This is a genomic window from Anaerococcus lactolyticus S7-1-13, from assembly GCF_000758765.1.
GTDB classification, from domain to species: Bacteria; Bacillota; Clostridia; order Tissierellales; family Peptoniphilaceae; genus Anaerococcus; species Anaerococcus lactolyticus.
This window is the reverse complement of record NZ_JRMW01000040.1, coordinates 41,784-66,364: the sequence shown is the minus strand read 5'-3', so window position 1 is coordinate 66,364 and position 24,581 is coordinate 41,784. Positions and strand designations below refer to the sequence as shown.

General features: G+C 36.8%; 18 protein-coding genes and 1 tRNA gene. 1 reads left to right on the top strand and 18 read right to left on the bottom strand.

The genetic code is table 11. The annotated features are described in order from the left end of the window. Window positions 1-56: 56 nt before the first annotated feature. From HMPREF1630_RS07615 to HMPREF1630_RS07560, 12 genes are all read right to left on the bottom strand, one after another. Window positions 57-3,422: a UvrD-helicase domain-containing protein gene (locus HMPREF1630_RS07615; RefSeq protein WP_037328519.1), complete on the bottom strand. Its 3,366-nt coding sequence runs from the start codon at window positions 3,420-3,422 to the stop codon at window positions 57-59. Then, entirely contained in the window at window positions 3,415-6,762 is a 3,348-nt protein-coding gene (locus HMPREF1630_RS07610; protein ID WP_037328518.1) for a PD-(D/E)XK nuclease family protein, read from the bottom strand. The genes HMPREF1630_RS07615 and HMPREF1630_RS07610 overlap by 8 nt, the downstream gene beginning before the upstream one ends. Continuing rightward, window positions 6,755-9,793 carry an AAA family ATPase gene (locus HMPREF1630_RS07605; RefSeq protein WP_037328516.1) on the bottom strand — a complete coding sequence of 1,013 codons (3,039 nt, stop codon included), beginning with the start codon at window positions 9,791-9,793 and terminating at the stop codon, window positions 6,755-6,757. Before HMPREF1630_RS07605 ends, HMPREF1630_RS07610 begins: the two co-directional genes overlap by 8 nt. Next, complete coding sequence (locus tag HMPREF1630_RS07600; protein ID WP_037328514.1) at window positions 9,783-10,904, bottom strand: exonuclease SbcCD subunit D; 1,122 nt, start codon at window positions 10,902-10,904, stop codon at window positions 9,783-9,785. Before HMPREF1630_RS07600 ends, HMPREF1630_RS07605 begins: the two co-directional genes overlap by 11 nt. Beyond that, entirely contained in the window at window positions 10,901-11,629 is a 729-nt protein-coding gene (locus HMPREF1630_RS07595) for a YaaA family protein (RefSeq protein ID WP_004828397.1), read from the bottom strand. The genes HMPREF1630_RS07600 and HMPREF1630_RS07595 overlap by 4 nt, the downstream gene beginning before the upstream one ends. Before the next feature lie 56 nt (window positions 11,630-11,685). Continuing rightward, window positions 11,686-12,663: a hypothetical protein gene (locus HMPREF1630_RS07590; protein WP_004828395.1), complete on the bottom strand. Its 978-nt coding sequence runs from the start codon at window positions 12,661-12,663 to the stop codon at window positions 11,686-11,688. A gap of 9 nt (window positions 12,664-12,672) precedes the next feature. Then, window positions 12,673-13,638, bottom strand: coding sequence for a WYL domain-containing protein (locus HMPREF1630_RS07585; protein WP_037328513.1), 966 nt, complete (start codon window positions 13,636-13,638; stop codon window positions 12,673-12,675). A 22-nt stretch (window positions 13,639-13,660) separates the two neighbouring features. Further along, window positions 13,661-14,671 carry a hypothetical protein gene (locus HMPREF1630_RS07580; protein ID WP_037328511.1) on the bottom strand — a complete coding sequence of 337 codons (1,011 nt, stop codon included), beginning with the start codon at window positions 14,669-14,671 and terminating at the stop codon, window positions 13,661-13,663. A gap of 387 nt (window positions 14,672-15,058) precedes the next feature. Next, entirely contained in the window at window positions 15,059-15,916 is an 858-nt protein-coding gene (locus tag HMPREF1630_RS07575) for a CPBP family intramembrane glutamic endopeptidase (RefSeq protein ID WP_037328509.1), read from the bottom strand. 269 nt (window positions 15,917-16,185) lie between these two features. Continuing rightward, a complete protein-coding gene (locus tag HMPREF1630_RS07570; protein WP_037328508.1) occupies window positions 16,186-17,001 on the bottom strand; it encodes a metal ABC transporter permease in 816 nt (271 codons plus the stop codon). Then, complete coding sequence (locus HMPREF1630_RS07565; protein ID WP_037328506.1) at window positions 16,995-17,654, bottom strand: metal ABC transporter ATP-binding protein; 660 nt, start codon at window positions 17,652-17,654, stop codon at window positions 16,995-16,997. The genes HMPREF1630_RS07570 and HMPREF1630_RS07565 overlap by 7 nt, the downstream gene beginning before the upstream one ends. Window positions 17,655-17,661: 7 nt before the next feature. Continuing rightward, window positions 17,662-18,738, bottom strand: a complete 1,077-nt coding sequence (locus HMPREF1630_RS07560; protein ID WP_004828382.1) for a metal ABC transporter solute-binding protein, Zn/Mn family — start codon at window positions 18,736-18,738, stop codon at window positions 17,662-17,664. A 90-nt stretch (window positions 18,739-18,828) separates the two neighbouring features. Here HMPREF1630_RS07560 and HMPREF1630_RS07555 point away from each other — a divergent pair, with 90 nt between their 5' ends. Next, window positions 18,829-19,251, top strand: a complete 423-nt coding sequence (locus tag HMPREF1630_RS07555) for a Fur family transcriptional regulator (RefSeq protein ID WP_004828380.1) — start codon at window positions 18,829-18,831, stop codon at window positions 19,249-19,251. 276 nt (window positions 19,252-19,527) lie between these two features. Here the strand turns inward: HMPREF1630_RS07555 and HMPREF1630_RS07550 are convergent, their stop codons facing one another. The 6 genes from HMPREF1630_RS07550 to HMPREF1630_RS07530 all read right to left on the bottom strand — a co-directional run bounded on the left by HMPREF1630_RS07550 (window position 19,528) and on the right by HMPREF1630_RS07530 (window position 24,476). Continuing rightward, complete coding sequence (locus tag HMPREF1630_RS07550) at window positions 19,528-19,794, bottom strand: type II toxin-antitoxin system RelE family toxin (protein ID WP_037328505.1); 267 nt, start codon at window positions 19,792-19,794, stop codon at window positions 19,528-19,530. Continuing rightward, a complete protein-coding gene (relB, locus tag HMPREF1630_RS07545; RefSeq protein WP_037328504.1) occupies window positions 19,784-20,011 on the bottom strand; it encodes a type II toxin-antitoxin system RelB family antitoxin in 228 nt (75 codons plus the stop codon). The genes HMPREF1630_RS07550 and relB overlap by 11 nt, the downstream gene beginning before the upstream one ends. A gap of 69 nt (window positions 20,012-20,080) precedes the next feature. Continuing rightward, window positions 20,081-20,154 (bottom strand) — tRNA-Arg (locus HMPREF1630_RS07540). After that, the gene (locus HMPREF1630_RS09245; protein WP_052039409.1) at window positions 20,145-20,939 is read right to left on the bottom strand and encodes a metallophosphoesterase; all 795 of its coding nucleotides are present in this window, start codon (window positions 20,937-20,939) and stop codon (window positions 20,145-20,147) included. The genes HMPREF1630_RS07540 and HMPREF1630_RS09245 overlap by 10 nt, the downstream gene beginning before the upstream one ends. Continuing rightward, window positions 20,929-22,719, bottom strand: a complete 1,791-nt coding sequence (nadE, locus tag HMPREF1630_RS07535) for an NAD(+) synthase (RefSeq protein WP_037328502.1) — start codon at window positions 22,717-22,719, stop codon at window positions 20,929-20,931. The genes HMPREF1630_RS09245 and nadE overlap by 11 nt, the downstream gene beginning before the upstream one ends. Before the next feature lie 86 nt (window positions 22,720-22,805). Then, window positions 22,806-24,476 carry an acyl-CoA dehydrogenase family protein gene (locus tag HMPREF1630_RS07530; RefSeq protein ID WP_037328501.1) on the bottom strand — a complete coding sequence of 557 codons (1,671 nt, stop codon included), beginning with the start codon at window positions 24,474-24,476 and terminating at the stop codon, window positions 22,806-22,808. Window positions 24,477-24,581 lie beyond the last annotated feature (105 nt).

Genomic DNA, 24,581 nt, shown 5'->3' with positions numbered 1-24,581 from the left:
CTGGGGGGCTTTAATTAGCCTCCATTTTTATTTTTTAAATTGACTTTATGACTTGCCTATATTTCCTGGAAGTCCTTAAAATTGTACCAATAAATTAATGACTTGGTCACTTTTTTGCCCAGAGCTTCCTCTATGGCTTGTTTATAGATGGCAAGTTGGGTTTGGTAGGTATCCTCTCTTTTGATCATGTCGGTCTTAAAGTCGATCAAAATTATTTGGTCTTCTCCCTCAAATATCAAGTCTATCTGGCCATTTACATAGTAGCCGTCATAGGTCATTAGGAAGGATTCTTCGCTTCTTTTTGGGATATTTTCGCCGATTAATTTTGCTATCAGGCTATTAGTATAAAAGCCTAGGAGCTTGTCTATTTCTACTATTTCTTTGATGGTTTTGTCAAAGATTTTTTTCTCTATTAGCCTGTCAATTTCTTTTTCCAAAGTCCCTGCTGTGTAGACTTTCATCGGAAGTTTTTGGAAAATTTTGTGGATTAGGCTACCCTTTTCGGTTGGGCTGTAGGCTTTTTTCTCTTCCATAAAACTTGGTTTTTTGAAGGAGATATTGCGACTAAATCCTTCTGCATCAAAGGTCTCGTAGCCATCGCTTTCGGCATTAAAGTCCTTGGCAAGTTCTGTTACGGATTTTTTAAGGCTCTTTCTTATGTCATCCTTGCCAGGGTAGGTAAAGTCTAGCTTGGTTTGGATTTGCTCAAGGACTTTCGGATTTGCTTTGTCATTTATGAGGTCGTAGAGGTTTTCATTGTGACTTACAGAGAGCTCTGCGACTTCATCAATATAGTCAAAGCTGATTCTCTTATCAAAAGTCGATTGCTTTTTGCTGCCCGTAAAAAACTCACTTGTGATGTTGTCAAAGGAAAGACTTGCCATTATCCATTCTAGGTGAGAATTTAAGGTCAAGTAGGATTCATTTTTATATACTTTTTCAAAGGATGATGCATTTTTGTCAAAATTGCCTGTGATGTAGAGCCTTTCCTCTGCCCTGGTGAGGGCCACATAGAGGATTCTCATTTCCTCTTTCTTGTCATCTTCCCTAGATTTTTCTATGATTAGCTTCCTATTTATACTTGGAATTTTTATCTTGTTTTCATAGTCGGCGACATTGATGCCGATGCCGATTTTTTCATCAAAGATTATGGGGGCTACCTGCTTGTTGAAGCCCTTGTCAGCGCCAGCGAGGATGACAATTTTAAATTCAAGACCCTTGGACTTGTGGACGGTCATGATTCTGACTAAGTCTTCGCCCTCAGATAGGTCACGAGTTGGAGTGATGGAGTCTGACCTGGTGGATTCTAAGTTAGCAAAAAAATTTACAAAACCATAGAGGCCATTGTCATTTACCGAATCATAGTCTGCCATCATGTCAATTACCGAGTCAATATTATTTATCCTGTCTTCTGCCAAGTCCCTCGCCAAGAGAAAGTCATAGAGTCCGGACTTTTCAAAAAGATAATTGGCAAAGTCGTAGAGGTTTAAAATTGCAAGTTTGTCTTTTAAGTCCTCGATTAGGGCTTTGAATTTTTTGATTTTTTCATAAAGCTCATCTTCCTTGTCATAGGCATCGAAGGCTTCGTAAAATTTATAGGAAGAGGATGCTAGTTTAATCCTAGCCAAGTCGTCTTCGTCAATATCAAAGATAACAGACCTTAAGACTGAAAGCAAAATTATGTCGTCATTGGGGTTTGTGAGGTATTTCAATAGGTTTATAAAAAATCCTACCTCACTCGCCTGGGTGGAAACCTTTGATATATCATTGAAGTAGGGGATGTCTGCCTTCTTGAAGGCCTCTTCGTACTTGTAGGATTCGGTACCATTTCTTAGTAGAATGGCTATGTCCCTGTACTCGTAGCCTTCGGCAAGCAAGTCTTTGATTAGGCTTGCCAGATAGGTTTCTTCTTTGACAGACTTAGCCAAAACCTTGACCCCAACCCTCGCAGAATCCAGAAGGTCTTTTTCTTCCTTGCCGTAATTTAACCTGTGACCACCCTTTTTATAGTCAATATCTGCCATCTCCTTGGTCATGAGCCTGTCAAAGATGTAGTTGTTAAAGTCAAGGATAAGCCTGTCGGTCCTGAAGTTTTCGTTGAGGTTTATCCTCATTGAATCTTCTGCTTTTTCGTAAAGGTCGAGTTTTTCTATAAATAGGTCTGGCCTTGCCCTCCTAAAACCGTAGATTGATTGCTTGACGTCGCCTACAAAAAATAGGTTTCTGTCAGATTTTAATTTATCGACGATATAGTTTTGGATTTCATTTGAGTCTTGGTACTCGTCAAAGAAAATGTACTTGTACTTGGTCCTTAATTTTTCCCTGGCAGTTTGATTTTCGAGCAAGGATGTAAATTCATGTTCCAAGTCGTTGAAGTCAAGGTAGTCTTTGGCAGATTTTTTCTTATCAAAGGTCTCTTTAAAGTCCTTGGTGAGTTTGTAAAGCTCCCTAAAAAGTACGTCTTCCTTTGTCTTGATAAAGTCAAGGGCCTTGGCATCTGTATTTACGATTAGACCCTCAATCTCCTTAATCTCTGCCTTGTAGGCATCTCTTGCCGAGCTTATTTCTGTGACCAAGTCCTCATCATCAATTTCAGTTTTGATTGTCTTTGCAAAGGTCGCGTACTTTTTGTTGGCAAGGGCCTTAGAAAAATTGTCCCAATCATCAATTTGATCTCTGATGCCAGCGAGCATTTCATAGTCGCTTGCAATAAGATTTACTGCTGTGGCAGGTAGGATTGGATTTAGTCTCGCTCCCACATTTTCAATCCTCTGTAAGGTCAAATCAAACCTGTGTCTGATAAAGTCTTTGAAGTATCCGAGGTTTTCTCCCCTATCCTTGGCTTCTTTTAGCCACTTTAACCCGTCTATCATGCCGATGATTTTTTGGTAGGTCAAAAGAATTATTTGCTTGGCATTATAATCTGACCTTTCCCCCGAAAAATTTTGCAAGAAATAGACAAAGTCTGAGTCCATTTTTTCGTATTGTCTGTCAAAGACCTCGTCAATGGCATCTGCCATGTAGATTTTGCCTGTAGAGTCAGGCATGACCTTGAAATTTGGGCTAAGCTTGTCTAAATAATAGAAATTTTCCCTTAGCATATCGGAGCAAAAAGAGTGGAGGGTCTTGATTTGGGCGAGTTTGAGAAGTTTAAACTGCCTTTTTATGAAGGCTGGGTCAAAGTCGGTCGCTCTTTTTTCTAGAGCTTCTCTTATCTTATCCTTCATGTCTTGGGCACTCTTGTTAGTGAAGGTGACTATTATCATCTTGTCTATGTCGATTCCTTCCTCAACCATCATTGAAATCACCCTATTAACAAGGACCATGGTCTTGCCCGAACCTGCTGCGGCAGATACTATTATATTTTTATCTCTTTCGTAAATCGCAGTCCTTTGACCGTCGGTTAACCTAAGTTCAGTCATTTTCTGCCTCCAAGTCTTCTATGGTGAGATTTTTATCCATATCCCTAAACCTAAAGCTGTCAATGGTCTTGTCAAACTTGCAAATCCCCTTGTAATCGCAATAGGTGCAGGAGGAATAATTTTTGTCCTCTCTGAGGGGGGCGAGGTTGATTTTGCCAGCCTTTATATCCTTAATCAAATCTTTTACCATGTTTTTTATAAAGTCGCTAAGCTTGGCAAAGTCTTCCTTGCTTATCTTGTAAGATTTTCTGTTTCTTACAATAGAAGAAGTCTTGCCATTGGATTGCCTATCCATGAGGGTAAGAGCCTTGCCGTCAGTGTCAAGAAGAATACCATCTAGGGCAAATTTCTTATCAAGACTCGCTGAGATTTTTTCTTCATCAGCAATCGAATCCCCAAAATTTTCTATTTCATCCTTGAGGGAAATATAAAAGGCACCTATTGGTTCTAGGTTTTTCTTATCGTCACTTACAGCAATCATATAAATAATAAGTTGCAAGTCCTTGCCATTTAGGATAGCGGCGAGGTTGAAGGCCTTTGAGCCAGTCTTGTAGTCAATTACCCTCACCAAGTTTCCTGCCATATCTATCCTGTCTATCCTGCCCCTCAAATAATTTTCTTCATCCACATATACCGGGTCAAAAAATCCGCCCTTGTCAAAGGCTTGCTCGAAGTATTCGAGTTTGAAATCGCCTCTTTTTAGCTGGTCGACAATCTGCCTGGTATTTCTCTTGGCAGCCTGATTGATATTTTTTAGGATGTATTTATTCTTTGGGCTATCCTTCCTAGTGGAATCGAGATTTTCATCAATCCCTTCATTGAATTTTTCATCTAAAAGCTTGTCAATTTCTGTAAAATCTACCTCATCTAGGTCCATGTCCTTGATAAGTCTTGACAGGTCCTCAAAAGACTTGTGGACAATATTTCCTATATCGAGGGCATCCACATCAAATTCTTTTTCCACATCTGGCCTTAGGCCGTAGGCTATGAAATGTTTGTAAGGGCAAGCCGAATAGGTCTCAATTTCTGATACCGAATAAGCGTGCTTTTTGTAGAGGGCCTTCCTAAGCTCATCTGCCAGAGCTAGCTTGTCATTGGTATAAAATAGGCCTTTTTTAACCTTATCGTAGGTGAGCTTATTCTCGTCCTCCTCTTGATTTTCCCTAAGATATTCCATGAAGGCTGTGGCGATTTGCTTGTCTTTGTCGGTGATTTTTTCCTTGTTGGCAAGCTTATTTAAGACAGCAAGGGTGTATTTTTTAAGGCTTTCTCTCGCAAAAATCGCATCTTCTGCCCTTGGATCTAGCAAGATATTTTTCTTAAGCTCAGGGAAAATTTTTCTTATATCTCGGATGACCAAACTTTCGTTTAAGTCCTTGCCTTCCTTGTCAGACAGAGCGTAGGAGAAAATCAATTTATCACTCCTTGAAATAATCTTATATAGGCTTAAAAGCTCTGCCCTGTCGCGATCCTTGGCGTAGAGTTTAAGGTCAATCTTTGCCTTTTCTAATTCTTCCATCTCATCTGGACTGATGAGGTAGTCCTTGGCCTTTTGGCTTGGAAAATACGCATCATCCATACCGAGTAAAATATTTATTTTTTTGTTTGAAACCCTATCTCTCGCAAAATCTGTGACAATCAAATGGTCCTTAGATGGTGGAATAAGTCCGATTTGTATATCTCTGGTAACTGCTTCAACTATACTTACGACTCTGCTAAGAGGAAGGCTCCTGTCGCCCATCAATAAGACTAGCTGGTCTAAAATTGCCACAAACTCATCCCAAATCTGCTCATTTTCCTTGTAATCATCAAGGTCGGCATTCTCCAAAAGTTTGGCTTGAAAGGCGTTGATGCTTTTTTTGATGTCAGAATCGGCAATCATTTTAAAAATCTTTGTAGCAAGGTCCTTAACTGTCATATTTTTCTTATCAAGGCCCTTGGTTAGGTGCAAAATTTTTGCCCTGACTAAGTTCACATGGTCGTATTCTTCACGCTTTTTTGCGATTTTTTCATCTTTTTTGGGGTCATTTGCCAAATTTTTTTCGTAAAAATCTTCGTCCATGGCAAAGTACTTGTCATTTTCAAACATAGACCCCTTGATTTTCCTATAGGTCAAGAAATTTATTAGGGCGTTGGCATCCTTATCCGAAATCCCGATTAGCTTTGAATTTAGAATATAAAACAGATCTTCTTGCCTAAAATTATTCACATTTAGCCTTAAAAGAGCCAAAAAAGTTTTGATAATATGGTTATCTGCCATCTTCCTCCTCTTGTCGAGAAAAATTGGAATTTCAAATCTTGAGAAAGTTTTTATCAGCTCATTTTCGTACTGGTCAGGATCTGTAAGATAGACTGCCATGTCCCTATAGCGGATATCTGGATTAGTCTTTATAATTTTATTTATCAAAAGAGCCATGTTATTAACTTCTGATTTTGTTGAAATCGACTCATATATTTTGATATTCTCTGGATTTTTTTCAAAATGCACCGGCCTATAAGTTTCAAAATTTTTCCTTAGGTGGTCGAGGTCAACTGCCTTAGGATTTGATGGTAGATTTATGACTTCACTTGCAAAATCTTGCCTAAATAAGTCAAAAGTCCTAGCCGAGCCGTCAAAAATTTCCGGTCTAACTAGGGGATTTGAGATAAATTTAGGGTCGATATTTAGGGAAATATTTAGGTCAAGGCCCTTATTGTAGAGGGCAGAAATTAGGTCAAGCTTTCTTTCCTCAAAGAAGTCAAACTTGTCAATAAAAATTTCGTAGCCATCAAGAAGGTCAGTTTTTTCGAGATTTGCTGCCACAAAACTTAGGATGTCTTCCTTGTCAAAATATTTTCCCTCTAGCTCCTTTTGGTAGGTGTCGAGGATTAATTTTATTTCCTCAAATTTTATTTTTGAAATCTCGGATATGTCGCTGTTAAAAATACTTGCAAAAAATCCTTCATCAAAGTTATTATCTTTAAAACTTGAAATCAAGCCAACAATCGAATTAATAAAGTCAATGTTTTGGTAGGAGTTTTCAAATAATTTCAAATCGTCTTTGAGGTCTTGGAGGATATTGGTTAGGAGTAAAACCTTGCCTTCCTTGTTCAAAAATTCGAGTTTACCCTCGGTAAAGTTGTCCATAAAAAAGCTCGCAAAGGATGAAAAGGATAGGACCTTGGCATCCATTACTGCCTTGTATTTTACAGACTTTAGGAAGTTTATATCTGTCTCCAAGGTGTACTGTTCAGGTACAATTAGGATGGATTTTTTCCCCTTATCAAGCCTCCCTTCGATTTTTTTGTAAAGGTAGGAGCTAGCATTTTCCGCCACCTCTGATATTATTAATCTAATCATCTACAATCTCCAAACTTGAACCCTGACTTGGGTCATAAGTTATTAAAATTTTCGCTTCTATCGCATCTTTAAGCTCATCCACATGGGAAATCAAACCGACAAACCTATTTTCCTTGGAAAGTTTTTCGATAGTTTCAATGGCGTTTGCCAAAAATTCTTTTGAAAGAGTCCCGAAACCTTCGTCAATAAAGAGGGTATCAATCCTAATCCCCCCGTTTTCTGCGCCGATTTCATCAGAAAGACCAAGAGCTAAAGACAGGCTTGCGAGGAAATTTTCCCCACCAGATAGGGTTGAAGCCGGCCTTTTCTTGCCGGTGTTGGAATCGAGTATATCAATATCAAGACCCATCTTGGATCTTGCGTCCACTGCTTCTGTCTTTCTCACCATCGAAAATTGCCCATCTGTCATCTGATTAAACCTAAGGTTGGCAAAATTTAGGACCCTATCAAAATAAACTGAAAGGATAAAGGTCTCAAAATCGAGTCTTTCAAGACCTTTGACCCCACCTGTTTGCCCGTTGGCGAGATCTGATAGGTTTGAAACAATTTGAGCAGTTTTTGATAGGCTCAAATAGGAGGCATGGATTTTTTTAATTTTTACCCCGTCTTTTTTGATCGAATTGAGTATGGTTGAAAGCTTGATTTTATCATCATCAAGGACTTTTATTTCCCTGGTAACTTCCTTTAGGTCATCTTCAAACTTAAAAAGGTCTTCTGGAGCCTTGTCCTTAAAGAGCGAGAAATTTTCCTTGGTGGTTTTCTCCCTTTCAAGGTCGGTGAAATAAGTTTCTACCAAGTCTTTTTGGGCCTTTAATTCGCCTTCCCTTGATAAGTACGCCATGTAGGCTTCTAAATTTTCAAATTTCTCTTTAAGTTTATCTTCAAAATCCTTTTGGTAAGTTTTTAAGTCCTCATTAGCCTTTGCAATATTTTCAATAAGGGCAGCTAGGCTCGCCTTTTGCTTTGATATCGCTAAAACCAAGTCTTGGTGGGCTTTTTCCTTATCCTTGATAAAGGTAGTGGTGGATGAAATCTCTTCTTCTAAGCTCTTTTTTTCACCAAGAAGCTTTGCCATATCAAGACCTGCCATGGTCTTTTCCCCTGACAAATATTTGATCTTAAGGTCTGCCAAATTTTTAAGCTTGGCTGATATTTCCTCGCAGGCTTTTTCCTTTTTTTCTCTCGCTTTTTTAAGGTCCACGCCATTTTTGCCGATTTTATTCGCCTTTTCTGTCAAAGTCTTAATCTTTTCCTTGGTTTTTCCTCCCAAGTCCTGATAAGATTTTAATAGGTCCTTATTGTCGGCAATTATTTTTTCAATTTCACTTAGCTTATAGGCTGTGCCAAGGTCTTTGAGGTTTCGCTCGTAAATGGCCTTGGTTTTTTCTAAATCAATCCTTATATCAGCCAATTTTTGACTAATTTTTTCCAAATCGAGGTCGGAAACTACAAGCTTTTCCCTCTCACCCTGGTGGGTCTTGCCACAAACCGGGCAAAGTCCCTCGGCATTTAACCTGTCAATGAGCTTATTTATCTCCAAATTTTCTCGGTCTTCATCTGCCTTATTTTTAAGATTTTCGGTCTTTTCGAGGTCTTTAGCAAGACTTGCTAGCTTTTCCTCATAGGTCTTATTTTCCTTGATTTTTTGGTGGTCTTTGGCCAAATTTTCAAGCCTAGTTTTGATTTCAGAAATCTTCTCCTTGTTGGCAAAGTCCTCTTCCTTGGCCCTTGCCAAATCCTTGCTTATTATATCATAAAGATTTCTAAGCTCATCTAGGTTTCTTTCGTCATTTTTTATCTCGGTTTGAAGCCTTTCCAAATCCTTATCCAAGTCTTTGATGGCTTCGTAAGATTTTTTCACTCTAAGAAATTCTTCCAAATCAGCAATTTCTTTGACTTTTTTTGAATGAGAAATTTTTGCCTGGTCAAGTTTTTCCTTTAAGGTCGGAAGCTTTTCTATTTCCTTTTGAAGTTCTTTTAGGGCTTTATTTTTTGCACCCAAATTTTTCTCAACTTCTCCCTTACTTTCCTCAAAATCCTTAAGGTCAACCTTAGTTTTTACAAGCCTATCCTCGTAAATTTTTATGGAAAGAGCGTAGGTAAGCAAGTCCAAATCCCTTTTAAGATCGGTATTTTTATCAAAATCTACCAACAAGACCTGGTAAGCTGCCTCTGCCTTCTTATATTTTTCAATATTTTCATTGAGGGTCTTTGCCTTTTCCAAATCGCTTATAAGATTTTTTTCATTTTTCTTAAGTTTATCCAAGGATTTTAGAATTTCTTTCAAAAAACCTTCCTGGTCAGCCTCAGTTTGGGCAATTATTTGAAAAATATTTTCAAAATCACGTCTTAAAATGAGGTCTTCGCTGATTTTTCCTTGCAAAAGCTCATTATCACTTAGGACATTAGCTAGGTCCTTATCAACCTGAGCAAGCATTTTTTTGTTTTCATTGGCCCTCTTTTTAAGCTCATCCTGGATGGCTCTTAGGGCATCAGTCTTGAAAATATCTGACAAAAGTGCTGCTTTTTCATCCGATTTTGAAATCAAAAATTTTTGAAATTGACCCTGGGCGAGGAGCATAACCTTGGAAAATTGGTTCTTATCAAGACCTACCAGATCTTTAATCCTTTCGTCAACTTCTTTTATCTTATCAGCTAGGAGGGTTTTTTCACCTGTAATATCGTAAAGCTCAACCCTATGGCCAATATTTTTTGGATTTTTAAGCTCAACTGCCCTCTGACTTGGGATTCTTACAATTTTATAAACCCTGTCAGCAAGAGAAAATTCCAAGTCTACATAGGTGAAATCGTCATCTTCTGAAAGGTAGTCGCTCCTTAAATCTTCCATGGCAATTTCCCTTGGCACTTCCCCGTAAAGGGCAAAGGAAATGGCGTCAAAAATCGTAGTCTTGCCTGATCCAGTTGGGCCCGATATCAAAAATATTTTTTTGTCGAAAAGTCTGGTAAAGTCGATTGTGACCTCGTCCTTGTAGGTCAAAAATCCCCTTAATTTTACCTTCCTAACCTTCATTGATTACCCCTATCACGTCTTCTAGGACGTTTTTTTCATCATCAGTCAACTTTCGATTGTCCTTATAAGAAATAAAGTCATCAAATAATTCCAAGGTCGACTTATTTTCTATATCTATATTTATGTCTTCATCATTCATGGCAAAAACAGACCTTGATGCGTAATTTATAAGGACTGCGTTTGGAAATTTTTTCTTAAATTTCGCCATGGCATTTTCGATTGTAGCCCCATCTTCGAGGATAAATTTGATATAAGAATCACTTGCCGGCTCTCCTATCAAATCGTCAAAAAATCCTGTCCTCACTTCAAAGTCTCTCAAAAGTTTGATAGGAATTTTCTCAATCTTGACACTTTCAGACCCCAAATCGACAATAGTCACCGATTTATTATTATCTTTTTTATCGAAAGAGTAAGGCATAAAGGTGCCCGAATACCTGATTTTTGGATCTAAAACGTAGTGGGCAGAATGAAGGTGGCCCAAGGCGACATAGTCAAAGCCCATAAAAAGTCCTGCATCCATACAGTCTGAACCCCCGATTGTCAGTGGTTTTTGGCCCTCATTGTAATCTTTTTCTAAGCTCTGGTTAAATTCTGTCGCATAGCAGTGGGTGATTAAAATATTCCTGTCCTCATATTTATAATCCTTAAGAGCCTCTCGGTATAAATCGGTAAAATCAGCGAGATCTTCTCCAAAAATCACCCTAGCCTTGGCAAGAGACATAAAGGGCAAGAGGAAAAAGTGGATTGGCCCGTTTTCGTCTTCTAAGGTCACGACTTCTTTTGTGTATTCTCCTGCCAGATAATATTTATTGGTCTTATAAAACCTCTTATTCACATCCAAACGCTTGGCAGAATCGTGGTTGCCGGAAATAGCTAGAACTGGAATTTTTATGTCAAAAATAATTTTTTCTATGAAATAATTATATAAATCAAGGGCATCAGCCGATGCAACAGCTGTGTCAAAAATATCGCCAGCAATCATTACAGCGTCGATTTTTCTCTCCTCGATGATGTCTAAAATCTGATCTAAAACATATTTTTGATCTTCAAGAAAGGAAAAATTACCCAAAGATTTGCCTATATGAAGGTCCGATAAGTGGAGGAGTTTCATTTTTCATCTCCCTTTCTCACAAAGGTTAGGGTATCTTTTGTCGAATTGTATGGGTCATAGACATAACCATTGACATCAAGCCCTTTAATTTCCTCAACATCCTCGATTTTTCCTGAAATTATTTCCCTAAGCATGGCACCCCTCGCCTGTTTTGTGTAGGAAACAACAGATTTCAATTTCCCATCACGATTTTCCTTAAAATCCACAGTCAAAAACTTATCAGTTTCCTTCAAAAATGGCATTAAGGTCTTGGTATATTCCTTGCTCGCAAGGTTTAAAACCAAATCTCCGTCCTCAAAAAGTTTTTTATACAAATCATCGCCCCAAAATTCGTAGAGGTCATACATGGTGTTGTCAAAATATAGCCTATAATCTCTAATCCCTGTCATTGGCTTTAATAGACCATAAAATGCATCAAGAATGTAGACATGGTCATTTAGATAGTCTATATCATCGAAATCTTCCATGGAAAATTGCTTAAAAACCAAACCATCAAAGGAAAAAAGTGCTGGATTTGTGAGGTCGTTAAAGTCAAAATCCTGAAAATCGTAGTAAGCCTTTTCAGTGAGTTTATCATTAGTCCTATTAAGATTTCCCATTTCATTCATGGAAAGTTTCCTAACTTTATCAAGCAAAATCCTAGTCTTTTCAGGAAACAAAAGCTCTTCAGTCTTTATATTATCAAAATGTTTAAAACCCTTAGCCGGTGAAATAATAATCTTCATAAAAATCCTTTCTTTATATATAATATTATATCATAAAAAGAACTGACCTGGTCTGGTCAGTTCTTTTTATAGCCCCCAAAAAGCTCAATCCAATATTTGATACTTTGAGGTAAATAGTTTTGAAAGTCTTCATTACTTAGATAATTAAATAATTCTTTAGGATCAACTTTTTTTATATTTTCATACTTTTCATCGTAATTATCAATACTGCCGAATGTGGATAGTAGATAAACATCGCCTGTTAAATGTAAATATTCTTCTGCATTTATATTTCCATTCTTAACCTGGATAAAAATATTTTTCCCAGTCTTAGGGTCAAGAAAAACACACTCATAAAGTTCGGTTGATTTTTTGTTTGTTGAAGGAATAACAACATAACCATATTCTTTATTTAAGTACATACAAAGGAGGTCTTCGCAATCACTTGTGGAAATTGACTTATAAAAATTCTCCTGATTAAAAGTTAATTCAGTATTCATGTAATAATTTGTACCAGCTATTTTATCATATATATATTTAGAAAATTCCTTAACCCCTTCTTCGTTTATCCTACAAAAAGTAAGCCTTGAAATAAGGGCAGTTGTCACAGCTCCCGGCACAACACTCTCATCACCGATAGGTATCCAATCAATATTTCTTATCTGAATACAAGCATCCTTTTTTAGAGTTTCTTCTGAAGGATAATAACCAACAATAGATTCAGAACTAAACCTTCCTAGGTAATAAATTCCCTCATGCCTCATCCAAATTAAGTCGCCTTCTTCTATCTCCCTGGTAAATCTTGTGATGTTTGCATTTACACCATTTTTATAAATTTTATATTCATAACAAAATTTATCATAATCATCAATAGTTTTTATATCGTTTCTTTCTTTGCAGACCCTAGCCATGTCTTCTTCTTTTATAGTTCCCCTAAGGTGAGAGTCCTTTAAACTCCAACCTATAGCCATAATGTGCTCATTAAGCATATAACCAGAAATTTTTTTCTCATCATCTGAATCTGTATTTGCGTGTAATCTCCAAACTGTAGTCATAATCTCTCCTTAAATCCCATATAAATTTTCTTTCACACTTTCAATAACCGACTCTCTTAGGCTAACTGGCTCTAGAACTTCCACATAAGGAAGAAATTGCAGAGCCCAGTATTCTATGCCCTTTTCGGGTGCCATAAATTCTCCTAGGTAATAATCGCCATCTTCCCTTAATTTTATATCCGTTCCAAATTGATCTATGACATAGGTTAAAATATCCTTGTCAAAACGAATTTTAATGAATGACGGCTTACCAAAAAAGGCGTGGCTGGCTTTTTCTATTAGCCTATTTAATTCATCTTCCCTAAAGGAATCCCTATTTTCGTCTAAAATTTTTATATCCTTTATAAAATCAATCCTAAAGGACAAAATATTTGTAAAACCTGGCGTCGTTCCCAAAAGATAGTATTTTTTATTGTCAGCTAGGATCCTATAGGCATTTAATTTGTAAGGTCTTTTCCTTTTTGGCACAAGTTTCTTATCTGGCCCATAGGTCAGATAAGTAAATTCAATTTGGCGATTTTCCTCAATTGCCTCGTTTATAATTTCTATATTTAGGAAAACTTCCTTGTTTGAAGTTCTTTTCGTCCTATAAAAATCTGTCTGGCTGATGTATTTATCAACTGACCTTTGGTATTTAGACTGACTTTTGCCTATTTTCCTTAAAAGCTCTGTACACTGGTCCTTGTCAATGTAGGCAAGTGAAAAAATGGCATCCATCAAAAGATATGTCTCGCTTTTTTCAAAATCCCTATCTATTAAATAATAGCCTAGTCCATTGTCCGTAAAGGTTGAAATATCAATTCCAAAGTCAATTAGATCATTAATTGCGCTTGTAACAGTCCTCCTATCTAGATTTACACCATAATATAAAGAGAGTTTTTTCTTTATATCTGCCATTGATAAAATATGGTCGGAATCACTTTCTTCACGAAGAATTTCTAGGATATATAAAATATTTAATCTCGAACTTGCCATAGGTCCTCCTGGAAATATTATATCATATTAAAGCATTAATTTTATAATCTAAATAAGAATAAAGGGTGACTTTTACTAGGCTTGTCTTATCCCAAGTATGGGTGATTTTTTTAAGGTAGTCATCTATTTCTGGATTTATTTCTGGAAGATTGCTAGCCTCGGAAAAACTTATGTCACAGGCAAGCTTTGCGGCTCTTTCCCTATCAAGCCCATGGTCTAAATAATAAGCAAAAATTTCTTCCCTATTTGATGGATAATTTCTATTGGCAAAGTCTATAAACAAGGAATATGCCCTGGTATAGGTCAATGTGAGCCCAAAAAGATAAAGGAAATCTCCATAGGTTTTTATATTTTCCTTATAAGCAAAATTTTCTAAAGATTCGGTCACCTTCCTAGGATAAACATTTTTCAATTCAATTTTTTCATTAAGATAATAACCAAATAAATAATCTTTAAAATCTTCTATATCTATGTCTTGATAGATATTTTTTTCATAATATAAGAGATTTAACTTATCAAGATAAATAAAATGTGTAAAATATAAGCCACATTTTTCCATCCCCTTGTAAATACACCAAAGATACCCTGGTCCATAATCGTAATATTCCAATATCCAAAACCTTACTCTATCCTCATATTTTTTATCAATCTGAATTTCAAAATAAATTTTATTTTCAAAGATATAGGAAAAATCAATATTAAATCCATCTCGGCTAAACCCATCCTTTTTTTCTAAATCGACCCCATATTCCACCTCATTTACAAAAATAAGTTCCTTGGTATTCTCATTGTAATAATGGGCAGGAAGTGGATTTATTAGACTAAGACCTAAAAGATAAAAACTAAAAAATGGCAAATTTTCGATAAGGATATTTTGGTCGAGATTTTCCTTTAAGAACAAGAGAAAGTCAATTTCATCTTCCGAAGCTTTTTCTCTTATTACTTCCATTTCTTTTTTTATCCTATCTTCTATAAAAGGATTTTCTCCGTATTTGACTCTACTTATACGCAAAATCTTTTCTTCCAGATTCATACCATCACCTCTTATAATTATTATAACAAAGGTAATGTACAAAAAATTGTACAGGTAAATTTTTCCATCAAAAAATGACCCCCTAATGCCTCATTGAAATAGGTATTTGTAAAATAGTTTGGTAAATCTTTATTTTGTAAGAAAAAAACTATGAGTTTGAACACTCATAGTCTTACCTCTGATTTATATAATTTGCCGACTGGCATAAAACCATATCAAATACTTCTTCACTCAATTATAAAGGTATCCGTTTTCATAAAGAAGATTTACTGAATCCATTTTTAGTTGTACTTATCATCTCTTTCAATAAAAATTTTAAGGTCACCAATATAATATCCAATAGTTAGAGAACCTAAAGATTGAATTCATTAATAAAATTTTTATCGTCTATTTATTTACTTCTTTTCTTCTTTCTAAATAAAATATAATAAAAATACTTATAATTTCAATAAATGTTACCACTATACTGCCCTCTGGCCCATAAATTTCATCATACAAGTTATAATTTAAAATTTTAAAATTAAGTAAGCTATCAAATCCACTAAAGCCACTTACGTTTAATCCATAAATCATTGCCATGGAAAAGTTCCAACCTGCATGAACTCCAGAGGTCAACATAATATTTCCTTTATAAAATAGTAATTTTGCAAAAAATATGCCCACTAGGATTGTGTTAAGGGTTGATAAAATTGTAACTCCTTCATTACCCAGGTGCAAAAGTCCAAAAAATATCGAAGGTAGTAAGATTGCAACGTTTCTTCCAAATTTATCAGATAAGACCCTAGTTAAGATACCTCTTACCAAGACTTCTTCTGATGTTGATTGGATAAAAAATCCTATAAAGTAGGCAAGAAATATCAAATTAAAATTACCAAAGCTACTTCCACTGTATCCTAAAACTCCCCTCCACATATCTAATAATACATAAATTGAGATTTGCAGTAAGCCTAGGAAGAGTCCAATGCAAATGTTCTTGGCAAGGTCTTCTTTTTTAAAAAAGATGTAATCAATTTTCTTTTTTAAAATAAATTTCACAAAAAATATGCCTGCTAATAATTGACCCGTAGTTCCCATTAACATCACTAGGTTTGCATTTTTATAGTCGCTATTAAAGTGGGTTTTTCCATAAAAAATTAGTGATAGGGCAAGCATAATCCCGCCAGTGAAAACGGCGATTGCCAGCAACAATACAAAAATCCTTAAGATGATTTTAAAAAAATTCTTTATTTTATTTTTATTTTCCATAATCTGCTCTCCTGTCTTCTAATGATATTTTACATAATTTATCATAGGAAAATCCTATATTGCACCTCTTAGGTCATTTCACTTTGAATAATTTTTCTGTAATATTATACCATGCTTTACAACTTAATATTTAAACATTTCTAAAGTTAAACTTGGATCAGTTTTTACTAAATAAATTTAGGAAAATATACTGAAAAATTCAGAAATTCATACTGTATTGAGGCTATTTTTTTTGATATAAAACAATATGCCCCAAGCAAAAAGACCCTCTATTTGGAGGTCATTTTCTTTATTTTTTCTCTTATTTTTTTAAATATTGCGACAATTACCAAGGTCCCTATAGCTATCATCACTATGGCGCCGCCTGGTTTTAGGCCGTAGTAGAAGGATATAGTGATTCCTGAAATCATAAAAATTACCGAAAATATTAGGGAGATTAGGTAGGTTTTTTTGTAGGAATCGCTCATTAAAAGGGCTGTGGCTACTGGGATTACCATTAAAGATGTAATCATCAGTGCCCCTACGATTTTGGCTGAGATGGCTATTGTGATGGCTGTTAGGAAGGTAAATACTCCGTTTACCATCCCTACTTTCACTCCTGCCAGCCTTGCCATTATCGGATTTATGGATATAAACAAGAGAGCGTTGTAAAAGTAAAGCGACATGGTGACGACTAGGGCAAAAATTATCCCTACCAGGATGACGTCCTCTCTTGAAACTGTTGTGATTGACCCAAAGAGGTAGGATTCAAAGCTCTTGCCTCCTGGGGAAAAGTCCGAAAGAATTGCCGCAAGTCCAATGCCAAAACTCATGATGATGGCTGTCGCCATATCGCCGAAGTCCTTAAATCTTTTCCTGATTATGTCTATAGCAAAGGCGCCTAAAACACAAAATACCAAGGATGTCCACATGGGATTTATGGCGAAAATCAGTCCCATGGCTATGCCTGCTAGTGAAGAGTGGGATAGGGCGTCGCCTATCATGGATGTCTTCCTATTTATCATTACAAGGCCAATCATGGGGATGATGACTGCAAGCATTACGCCAACAGCTAGGGCTCTTTGCATAAAATCATAACTTAGCATATAAGGCCGTCCTTTAGTTTAAATACCTTGTCTACATAATCGCCAAGGATGTCCATTTCATGGGTTATCATTAGGATCGATATTTTGTGGTGGCGGTTTAGGTGGACTAAAAGATTAAGGAAGTCTTCCTTAGATTTTTGGTCGATGCCGACTGTTGGTTCGTCTAAAATCAATATATCGGGATTATTTACCATGGCCCTTGCGATCATAACTCTCTGGGCTTGACCACCGGATAAGTTGTTGACTGGCCTATCTATAAGGTCTTTTATTTTTAGGGTGGAAAAAGTGTTTTCTATTTTCAATTTGGATTTTTTTGTAATAGTATTAAAAATTGAAAATTCCTTATAGAGGTTTAGGCCAACATATTCCCTGGCTGATACCGGAAAGGCAACCTTTATGGCTTCATTTACTTGGGGCACATAGCCAACCTTGTCAAAATTTTTAAACTCTTCCATATCTATGCCAAAAAGTTTTATGCTTCCGGAATCTTTTTTTAACTCGCCTAGAATTAGCTTGATAAGGGTGGACTTGCCCGATCCATTTTCGCCGGATATCACCGCAAAGTCTCCCTCATCAAGGTCTAAGTTTATACCTTTTAATATTAAATTTTCATTATAGCCAAACTTTAGGTTTTTTATCTCAATTTGCTTCATACATATATTATGCTAGAGACTTATATATATTTTCAAGGTTTTCCTTAATTATTTCTTGAATTGTTACTTCCTTGTCGATTTCTTCTTGAGTTGCAAATTCCATTGTTGATAGTGGGGCTACTTCTGCACCTATCTCATCAGCGATAGTCTTTGCAGCCTTGTCTGAACCACCTTTTTCAAAGAAAACTGTCTTAATCTTGTCAGCCTTAGCTAAATCTGTTACTTCCTTCATTACCTTGGCATCTGGGTCTGCTGTCGATGTAAGGCTTGCTAGAGGAATTTGTTCAAGACCAAAATCTCTTGCTACATAGCCAAAGGCCTCATGAGGAACTATGAATTTTTTGTTAGTAACTTTTTCAAATTTTTCCTTGTAGTCTTTGATAATTTCATCAAATTCTTTTGCGATTTTTTCGTAATTTTTTTCGTAATAATCCTTATTAGCTGGGTCGATTTCTGCTAATTTGTCAGCTATTACCTTAGCTTGAGCCTTGGCATTTATTGGTGATAACCAAGTGTGTGGGTCAAACTCACCATGGTGGTGGTGATGGTGTTCTTCTTCGCCATCTTCGTGGTCGTGATCATCGTGGTCTTTATCTTCATGGTCATGGTCTTTATCTTCATGATCGTGGTCATGGTCTGCGTCCTCGTGGTCTTTATCCTCATGGTCATGGTCGTGATCTGCGTCTTCGTGGTCAGCCTTGATTAAATCTAGGCCAGCACTTGTATCTACCATTTCTATTCCAACACTACCTTCAACAGCATCCTTCCATTCTTCCATGCCAGCGCCATTCATAAAAATTAATTTAGAGTCGCTAAGCTCTGCAATTTCCTTAGCAGATGGTTCGAAATCGTGGCTTTCTGTTGTAAGGGAATTAAAGGCCTTTACATCAAACTTATCGCCAGCAATTTGCTTGGTTAGGTTGTAAATTGGATAAAAAGAAGCGTAAATCACCTTTGATTCTGCTTGTTTTTCTGTCTTTTCTTCTTGTTTTGTTTCTGTTTTTGGGCTTTCTTTTGCTTGGTTGCCACAGCCTGTTACAGCTAGGGCAAGGGCTAAAGCCATAAATATATTTTTCTTTTTCATAAACCCTCCTTTTGCAAATCATTTGCAGTAGTATTATATAGGTATTTTCATTTCTGTCAAATAAAGTATAATAAATTTAAGGAGGGAAAAATGCAATTAAACGACCTTTTAAAAGATAAAAACCTCAGAATCACCAAGCAGCGCAGGTTGATATTAGATTACATAGACAAAAAAAACGAGCCTGTATCTAGCCAAGAAATCTACGATGACCTCAAGAAAGAAATGGCAATTGACCTTTCTACAGTCTATCGTAACCTCAATATCCTTGAGGAAAACGACCTCTTGCTCAAGACATCTGACCTAGATGGAATTTCCTACTACCAGCTAAAAAAAGACGACCACAAGCACTTTATCACCTGCAGTCACTGCCACAAAAAATATATAATCAAATCTTGTCCAGTCCATGATCTAGAAAAGGAAGTAGCCGCAGAAACAGGCTTCATAATAAACGGCCACAACTTTGAATTTTACGGTATATGTCCTGCCTGCCAAAGAAAAATGAACCAAGCCTAGGATAATCTTTACCTTTTTTCCCTAGGCCTTGCATCAATCAGCCAATTAATAAAGGAAAAAGAAATCATTTGAGTAGGATTTAAACCTACAATATTAGGAATTGTTAAAAATTTAAAATACAGTTGTTTGAACTTTTCGAACTACTTAAAAATTTACATTATTTAAGGAAATATCTTCTTATTTAATATTTGAAATCATACCAAATATTTTTGTAGTTCATTTCTTTATTAAAACACAAAAAGAGCTAAAACCACACTTGTGGTTGATAGCTCTTTTTCACTCATACATATTTTTTATATGTCCAATATCAATTGCAAGGACAATTAGCTCATCATCTCTAATGTCACAAATTACCCTGTAGGCACCAATCCTGTATCGCCAAAGTCGCTTATATTCACCAACTAAGGCCTTGCCAAATCTTCGGGGATTTTCTAAACCATCAAGTTTGGCTTTCATATCCTTAGCGAGCATGAGGCCAAGATGTTTGTCCATTTCCTTAATTTTTTTCCTAACATTTTCTGAAACAACTAGCCTATAAGTCATTTTCTAATTCCAAAATTAAATCATCTATAGAATAGGTTATAGGTTTTTTTTCAAAATCTTTCAAAGCCTTGATCCCTGTATCGTAATCAAACTCATCTTCAATTTGATTTGCAAGAGCTGATTTAAAAAGTTCGGATAATGATTTACCAGTATGTCTAGAATATGTTCTAAACAAGTTATTTTCTTCCTCATTTAGTCTAAGTGATACAACGCTCATAAAAACCTCCAGTTCTTGTTTACATTGTACTACATTTGTAGAAAAATTCAATATTTATGCAAAAATATTTGGCACGTCCTCAGGGAATCGAACCCTGGTCTTGGGCTTCGGACACCCTTGTTTTGCCACTAAACTAAGGACGCTTGATTGTGATGTTGGTGTAGGAGATTGGGTCTAAAAACCTTAGGGGCAAGAAGGTGTTGCCGAGACCTGCTGATACGTAAATCTGACTTTGCTTATACTCATAAAGTCCCATGTCGTAGTCTGGAAAATATCCTTCTCCTGGGGCTATTAGTCCTCCTATGAAGGGTGCTCTCACTTGGCCACCATGGGTGTGGCCTGAAAAAATTATATCCATCCTTGGGTCGTAATTTTCCCTAATTCTTTTTGAAAAATGTGCCAAAATTAGGTTTAGGCTTGCCTCTGGCTTGAAATTACTTAGGTCCACCCCCCAATATGGGACTCCGTATACATAGACTTTGTTGTCCCTTATTTGCAAAAATTCGCCTTCATTGTCTAGTTTACTGATGGATAAATCTTTTATTAGCTCATAGAAAATGGTAGATTCTTCTGAAGCTTCCTCGTGGTTGCCGGATACAAAATAGGTTTTTATCCCAAGTTTTGATAGTCTTTTGAGGAAGTACATGGTTCTTTCGATTTTGCTTGGAGTCGGATAATCGATCATATCCCCTGTTAGAAAAATCAAATCAGGGTTAAAGGCCTTGATATTATCGAGAACTTCATCCAAATTACTAAGTACATTTGAATGTAGGTCTGATATATGTGTTATTTTTAGGTCGGTTTTGACCTTGGAATTTTTTATGGTGACCTTTTTCTCCACGCCAACAAAGGCCTGGTCGTGAAGGTATTTGCCTGTCAAAACCATTGTGGCAAGAACAAGTCCTGCCACAAGTTTTTTATTTTTCATCTAGGTCTCCTAGGTAAAGGTCACTCGCCATGTCGGAGGCAATCTTAAAGCCAAGTCTTGGCGAAAAGCTCCTTCCGGTCACATCTGGGCCGTCAACAGCAGTAGAGCGCTTAAATTGAGATTGGGTAAAGCGTTTAAAATATGATTTAAGCCACTTTTTGATTGTCCCCTCATCGTAGCTATCACCAAAGGCGTAGGTCGCTTCGATTAGGATTTGCCTTGCGCTCTTGTGGTAGGTCAAATGTTGGTAGATGAAAAAGTCCAAAAGTTCGTAAGGGCCGATTATATCCTCAGTTTTTTGGGTAATTTCTCCTGCCTTTTCGCTAACAAGCTCTGGTGAAATTGGTGTTGCCAAGATATCTGTCAAAACTTTTTTCAACTTATCATTGTCTGTAAAATGGGCGTAAGACTTAATTAGATACCTTAATTCAGTCTTCATCAAGGTCGCATTTAGGCCGTAAGATGCCATGTGATCACCATTGAAGGTGGCAAAACCCTGCATATTTTCAGATAGGTCACCAGTTCCTATAACAAGGCCCCCACCCATGTTCGAAAGGTCAAAGAGGACTTGGGTCCTCATCCTTGCCTGAGCATTTTCGTAGGCAAGATCAGCAGTTTTTCCATCATGGCCTATGTCATGCAAATGGGCTGTGACAGACTTTGAAATATTTATTTCCTTAAGGTCGATTCCAAATGCTTGGCAAAGCAAATATGCATTTGACTTGGTCCTGTCGCTTGTGCCAAAGGCCGGCATGGTGTAGGCACCAATTTTTTCCTTGTCAAAACCTGCCATCTCATAAGCCTTTGTGATAGCTAGGAGGACTGCAGTCGAGTCGACCCCACCAGATACTCCTAGATAAACCCTGTCAGTTCCTACAGCCTTCATCCTTTGTAAAAGACCTAGGGCTTGAATTTCAAGTGCATCTTCCATATATTCCTTAGAATATTCTGCCTTTGGCAAGTATGGGAATTTCTCCACATGGTAAGGTTCATCGGTAAAGATATTGAAATTTTCAGTCCATTCTTCATTATATATTTCTATAGAAAATACTTGGGTGTCTCCATCTAGGATTTGACCATTTTTTGCGAGGTAAGATTCGCCTGTGTAAACCATGTCTGTGGACGATTCGCCTAAGCCTGCTCCTGTGTGGACATAAATCACATCCTTTGATAGAAATTCAATATTTTTGCGGATTTTACCACCAGTGAAAATATTTCTAGCAACTGCTGATGGATTTAGGATAATATCTGGACCCATTTCCTTTAATTTTAATGATTTTGGAATGGTCATTTCCTCGTCTTCACCTATGGTGATTCCGATTTTTAGACCTGAAATAATATTTACTAAAGGTTCTTCATCCAATCTATAATCAAGGACCTTAAATTCTCCTCTTGGCTCAGATTCGAAAATTGTTTTTTCGTAAGGCTTTAAATTTTCCTTGCTGACAAGACCCATAAGTTCGCCGGATTTTATAAGGGCCATGGCATTATATAGACCAAATTCAGTCCTTATTGGAAGACCTATTGTGAAGGCTAGGTCAAATTTTTCGCTAAAGGCGATTAAATCTTTGAGGCCATCTTCTGCTGATTTTAGCAAATCTTCCTCTAAATAGGCGTCATAAAGACTTGCCCCTGTAAGGCAGAGTTCTGGTAAGGATAGGATATTTACCTTTTCTTCCTCAGATTTTTTGATTAATTCTTTTATTTTCTTAAGATTTTCTGGCACATTTCCCAAAGAAACTGGAAAAGATGCAGATTTTATTTTTATATTTCTTTTCATTTTATCACCTAATCTTATTTTACCCCTTCTAGATAAAAAAAAGAGGACCCTAATGGGTCCTGCTCTCTAAATTTAAAATGGAAATTTTATAGGTTTTTGATTTCTTCAATTAGGATTGGTAAGACTTCGGTAAAGTCGCCAACTATACCATAATCGCAATTTTTGAAAAATTGTGCTCCCTCATCGTTATTAATAACTACAACTTTTCTCGCAGCTTCGATGCCCTTTAAGTGTTGGAGAGCACCAGAAATGCCTATGCCAAAATATAGCTCTCCTGCAAATTTCTTGCCACTAACGCCAATATAGTGGTCATCAGAAACATAGTGCCTAACTTGGGCGGCAGGTCTTGATGCACCGAGTACTGATCCTGTAAGTTTAGCCAATTCTTTGACCATTTCTAGGTTTTGTTTATCTCCTAGACCCATACCTACAGCCACAACCCTCTCGCAAGAATCAACAGGGCCTTCTAGGTCAACTGGATCTTTCTTAAGCTTAATCCCATCAGCAAGAAGGGCAGCCACAACATTCTTAACAGCCTTTCTAACATCTCCAACAAAGACTTCCTTCTTCCTTTCTTCAACCTTAACAGGTTCTTTTTTAACGGCGTCTTCTGCCTTTGTAGCCTTCTTCACTTCTTTTTTATCTAAAATATAGGTTGCAATCATTTCCTTCATAAGGTCACTTGAACCATCATAGATTTGGCAAACCTTGGCATCCCTGTAGAGTGTTTCAAGGTCAGTAGCTTGTGAAGAAATGCCACCACACATATCAAGGGCCTTGGAAGTTAAATCTTCTGCTAGCCTTGAAGCAAAAAGTTTGGCCATGGAAGTATCCTTGCCATAAAATTCTGCCTTAGCATCCATTTTTAAAGCCGCATCCCTAACCATCATCTGTGCTGCCTTAAGATCTGTTGCCATAGAAGCGAGAATTGGACGGTTGACCTTAGCAGCCTTACGAGCTTTGAAACTCTTTAGACCACTTTGCAAATAAGCTTGACTCGCCTCACAACTAGCATCACCAAGACCTAGGGCAAGGGCAGCTGTTGCAAGGTTACTTGCCTCAAAAATTTCTTCCATATAAGTTACACCCTTGTTCAATTCACCAAGTAAATTTTCCTTAGGAACCCTTGCATCCTTTAAAATCAAATCTCCAGTGATAGCTGATCTTGAACCTAAGTTGTCATAGGTTTTTGAAAAAGAAAGTCCTGGGCAATCCTTATCCAAGATAAAAAGTGAAAGACCATTTTCCTTATCTCTTGGATTTGTAAGGGCTGTTATTAGGTAATAATTTGCTAGACGGGCGTTGGTTACAAGGATTTTCTTGCCGTTAAGTAGGAAATAATCGCCCTCATCTGTGGCAGTAGTCTTTATTTCCTCATCTTCCTCATAGTGGCCAAGACCTGCTAGATTTTTCCCATCTAAAAATAGCTTTAAATATTTTTCCTTTTGTTTGTCATTACCAAAGGCATTTATAGGCCAAGTCGCTAGGGATGTGTGGGCTATGACAAGGCTTGCAAGCCCAGAATTAATCCTTGCTAATTCTTCGATGGCTATGGCGTAATTTTCAAAACTTAAACCAGCTCCTCCAAATTTTTCCTCAAAAGGGATGGATAAAAGACCAGCTTCTCCAATTTCTTTTAGAACTTCTTTTGGGAAAGCCTCCTGCATATAGCTAGCGAGGGGTCTAAGCTTTTCTTCAGAAAAATCTCTAACGAATTTTCTAAAATCTTTTGTATCTTTTGCTAATTTGTATGTCATATCTTCTCCTATAATTTATTATGCTTATACATAACTGATACCCCTTATCATTTTCCTAAAACATTTTCATAAACTTTTTTGAATTTAGATAATTATTTAACATCC

Coding starts and splice junctions, on each gene's coding strand:
- HMPREF1630_RS07615 (WP_037328519.1), bottom strand. CDS start 3,422: ATGACTGAACTTAGGTTAACCGACGGTCAAAGGACTGCGATTTACGAA.
- HMPREF1630_RS07610 (WP_037328518.1), bottom strand. CDS start 6,762: ATGATTAGATTAATAATATCAGAGGTGGCGGAAAATGCTAGCTCCTAC.
- HMPREF1630_RS07605 (WP_037328516.1), bottom strand. CDS start 9,793: ATGAAGGTTAGGAAGGTAAAATTAAGGGGATTTTTGACCTACAAGGAC.
- HMPREF1630_RS07600 (WP_037328514.1), bottom strand. CDS start 10,904: ATGAAACTCCTCCACTTATCGGACCTTCATATAGGCAAATCTTTGGGT.
- HMPREF1630_RS07595 (WP_004828397.1), bottom strand. CDS start 11,629: ATGAAGATTATTATTTCACCGGCTAAGGGTTTTAAACATTTTGATAAT.
- HMPREF1630_RS07590 (WP_004828395.1), bottom strand. CDS start 12,663: ATGACTACAGTTTGGAGATTACACGCAAATACAGATTCAGATGATGAG.
- HMPREF1630_RS07585 (WP_037328513.1), bottom strand. CDS start 13,638: ATGGCAAGTTCGAGATTAAATATTTTATATATCCTAGAAATTCTTCGT.
- HMPREF1630_RS07580 (WP_037328511.1), bottom strand. CDS start 14,671: ATGAATCTGGAAGAAAAGATTTTGCGTATAAGTAGAGTCAAATACGGA.
- HMPREF1630_RS07575 (WP_037328509.1), bottom strand. CDS start 15,916: ATGGAAAATAAAAATAAAATAAAGAATTTTTTTAAAATCATCTTAAGG.
- HMPREF1630_RS07570 (WP_037328508.1), bottom strand. CDS start 17,001: ATGCTAAGTTATGATTTTATGCAAAGAGCCCTAGCTGTTGGCGTAATG.
- HMPREF1630_RS07565 (WP_037328506.1), bottom strand. CDS start 17,654: ATGAAGCAAATTGAGATAAAAAACCTAAAGTTTGGCTATAATGAAAAT.
- HMPREF1630_RS07560 (WP_004828382.1), bottom strand. CDS start 18,738: ATGAAAAAGAAAAATATATTTATGGCTTTAGCCCTTGCCCTAGCTGTA.
- HMPREF1630_RS07555 (WP_004828380.1), top strand. CDS start 18,829: ATGCAATTAAACGACCTTTTAAAAGATAAAAACCTCAGAATCACCAAG.
- HMPREF1630_RS07550 (WP_037328505.1), bottom strand. CDS start 19,794: ATGACTTATAGGCTAGTTGTTTCAGAAAATGTTAGGAAAAAAATTAAG.
- relB (WP_037328504.1), bottom strand. CDS start 20,011: ATGAGCGTTGTATCACTTAGACTAAATGAGGAAGAAAATAACTTGTTT.
- HMPREF1630_RS09245 (WP_052039409.1), bottom strand. CDS start 20,939: ATGAAAAATAAAAAACTTGTGGCAGGACTTGTTCTTGCCACAATGGTT.
- nadE (WP_037328502.1), bottom strand. CDS start 22,719: ATGAAAAGAAATATAAAAATAAAATCTGCATCTTTTCCAGTTTCTTTG.
- HMPREF1630_RS07530 (WP_037328501.1), bottom strand. CDS start 24,476: ATGACATACAAATTAGCAAAAGATACAAAAGATTTTAGAAAATTCGTT.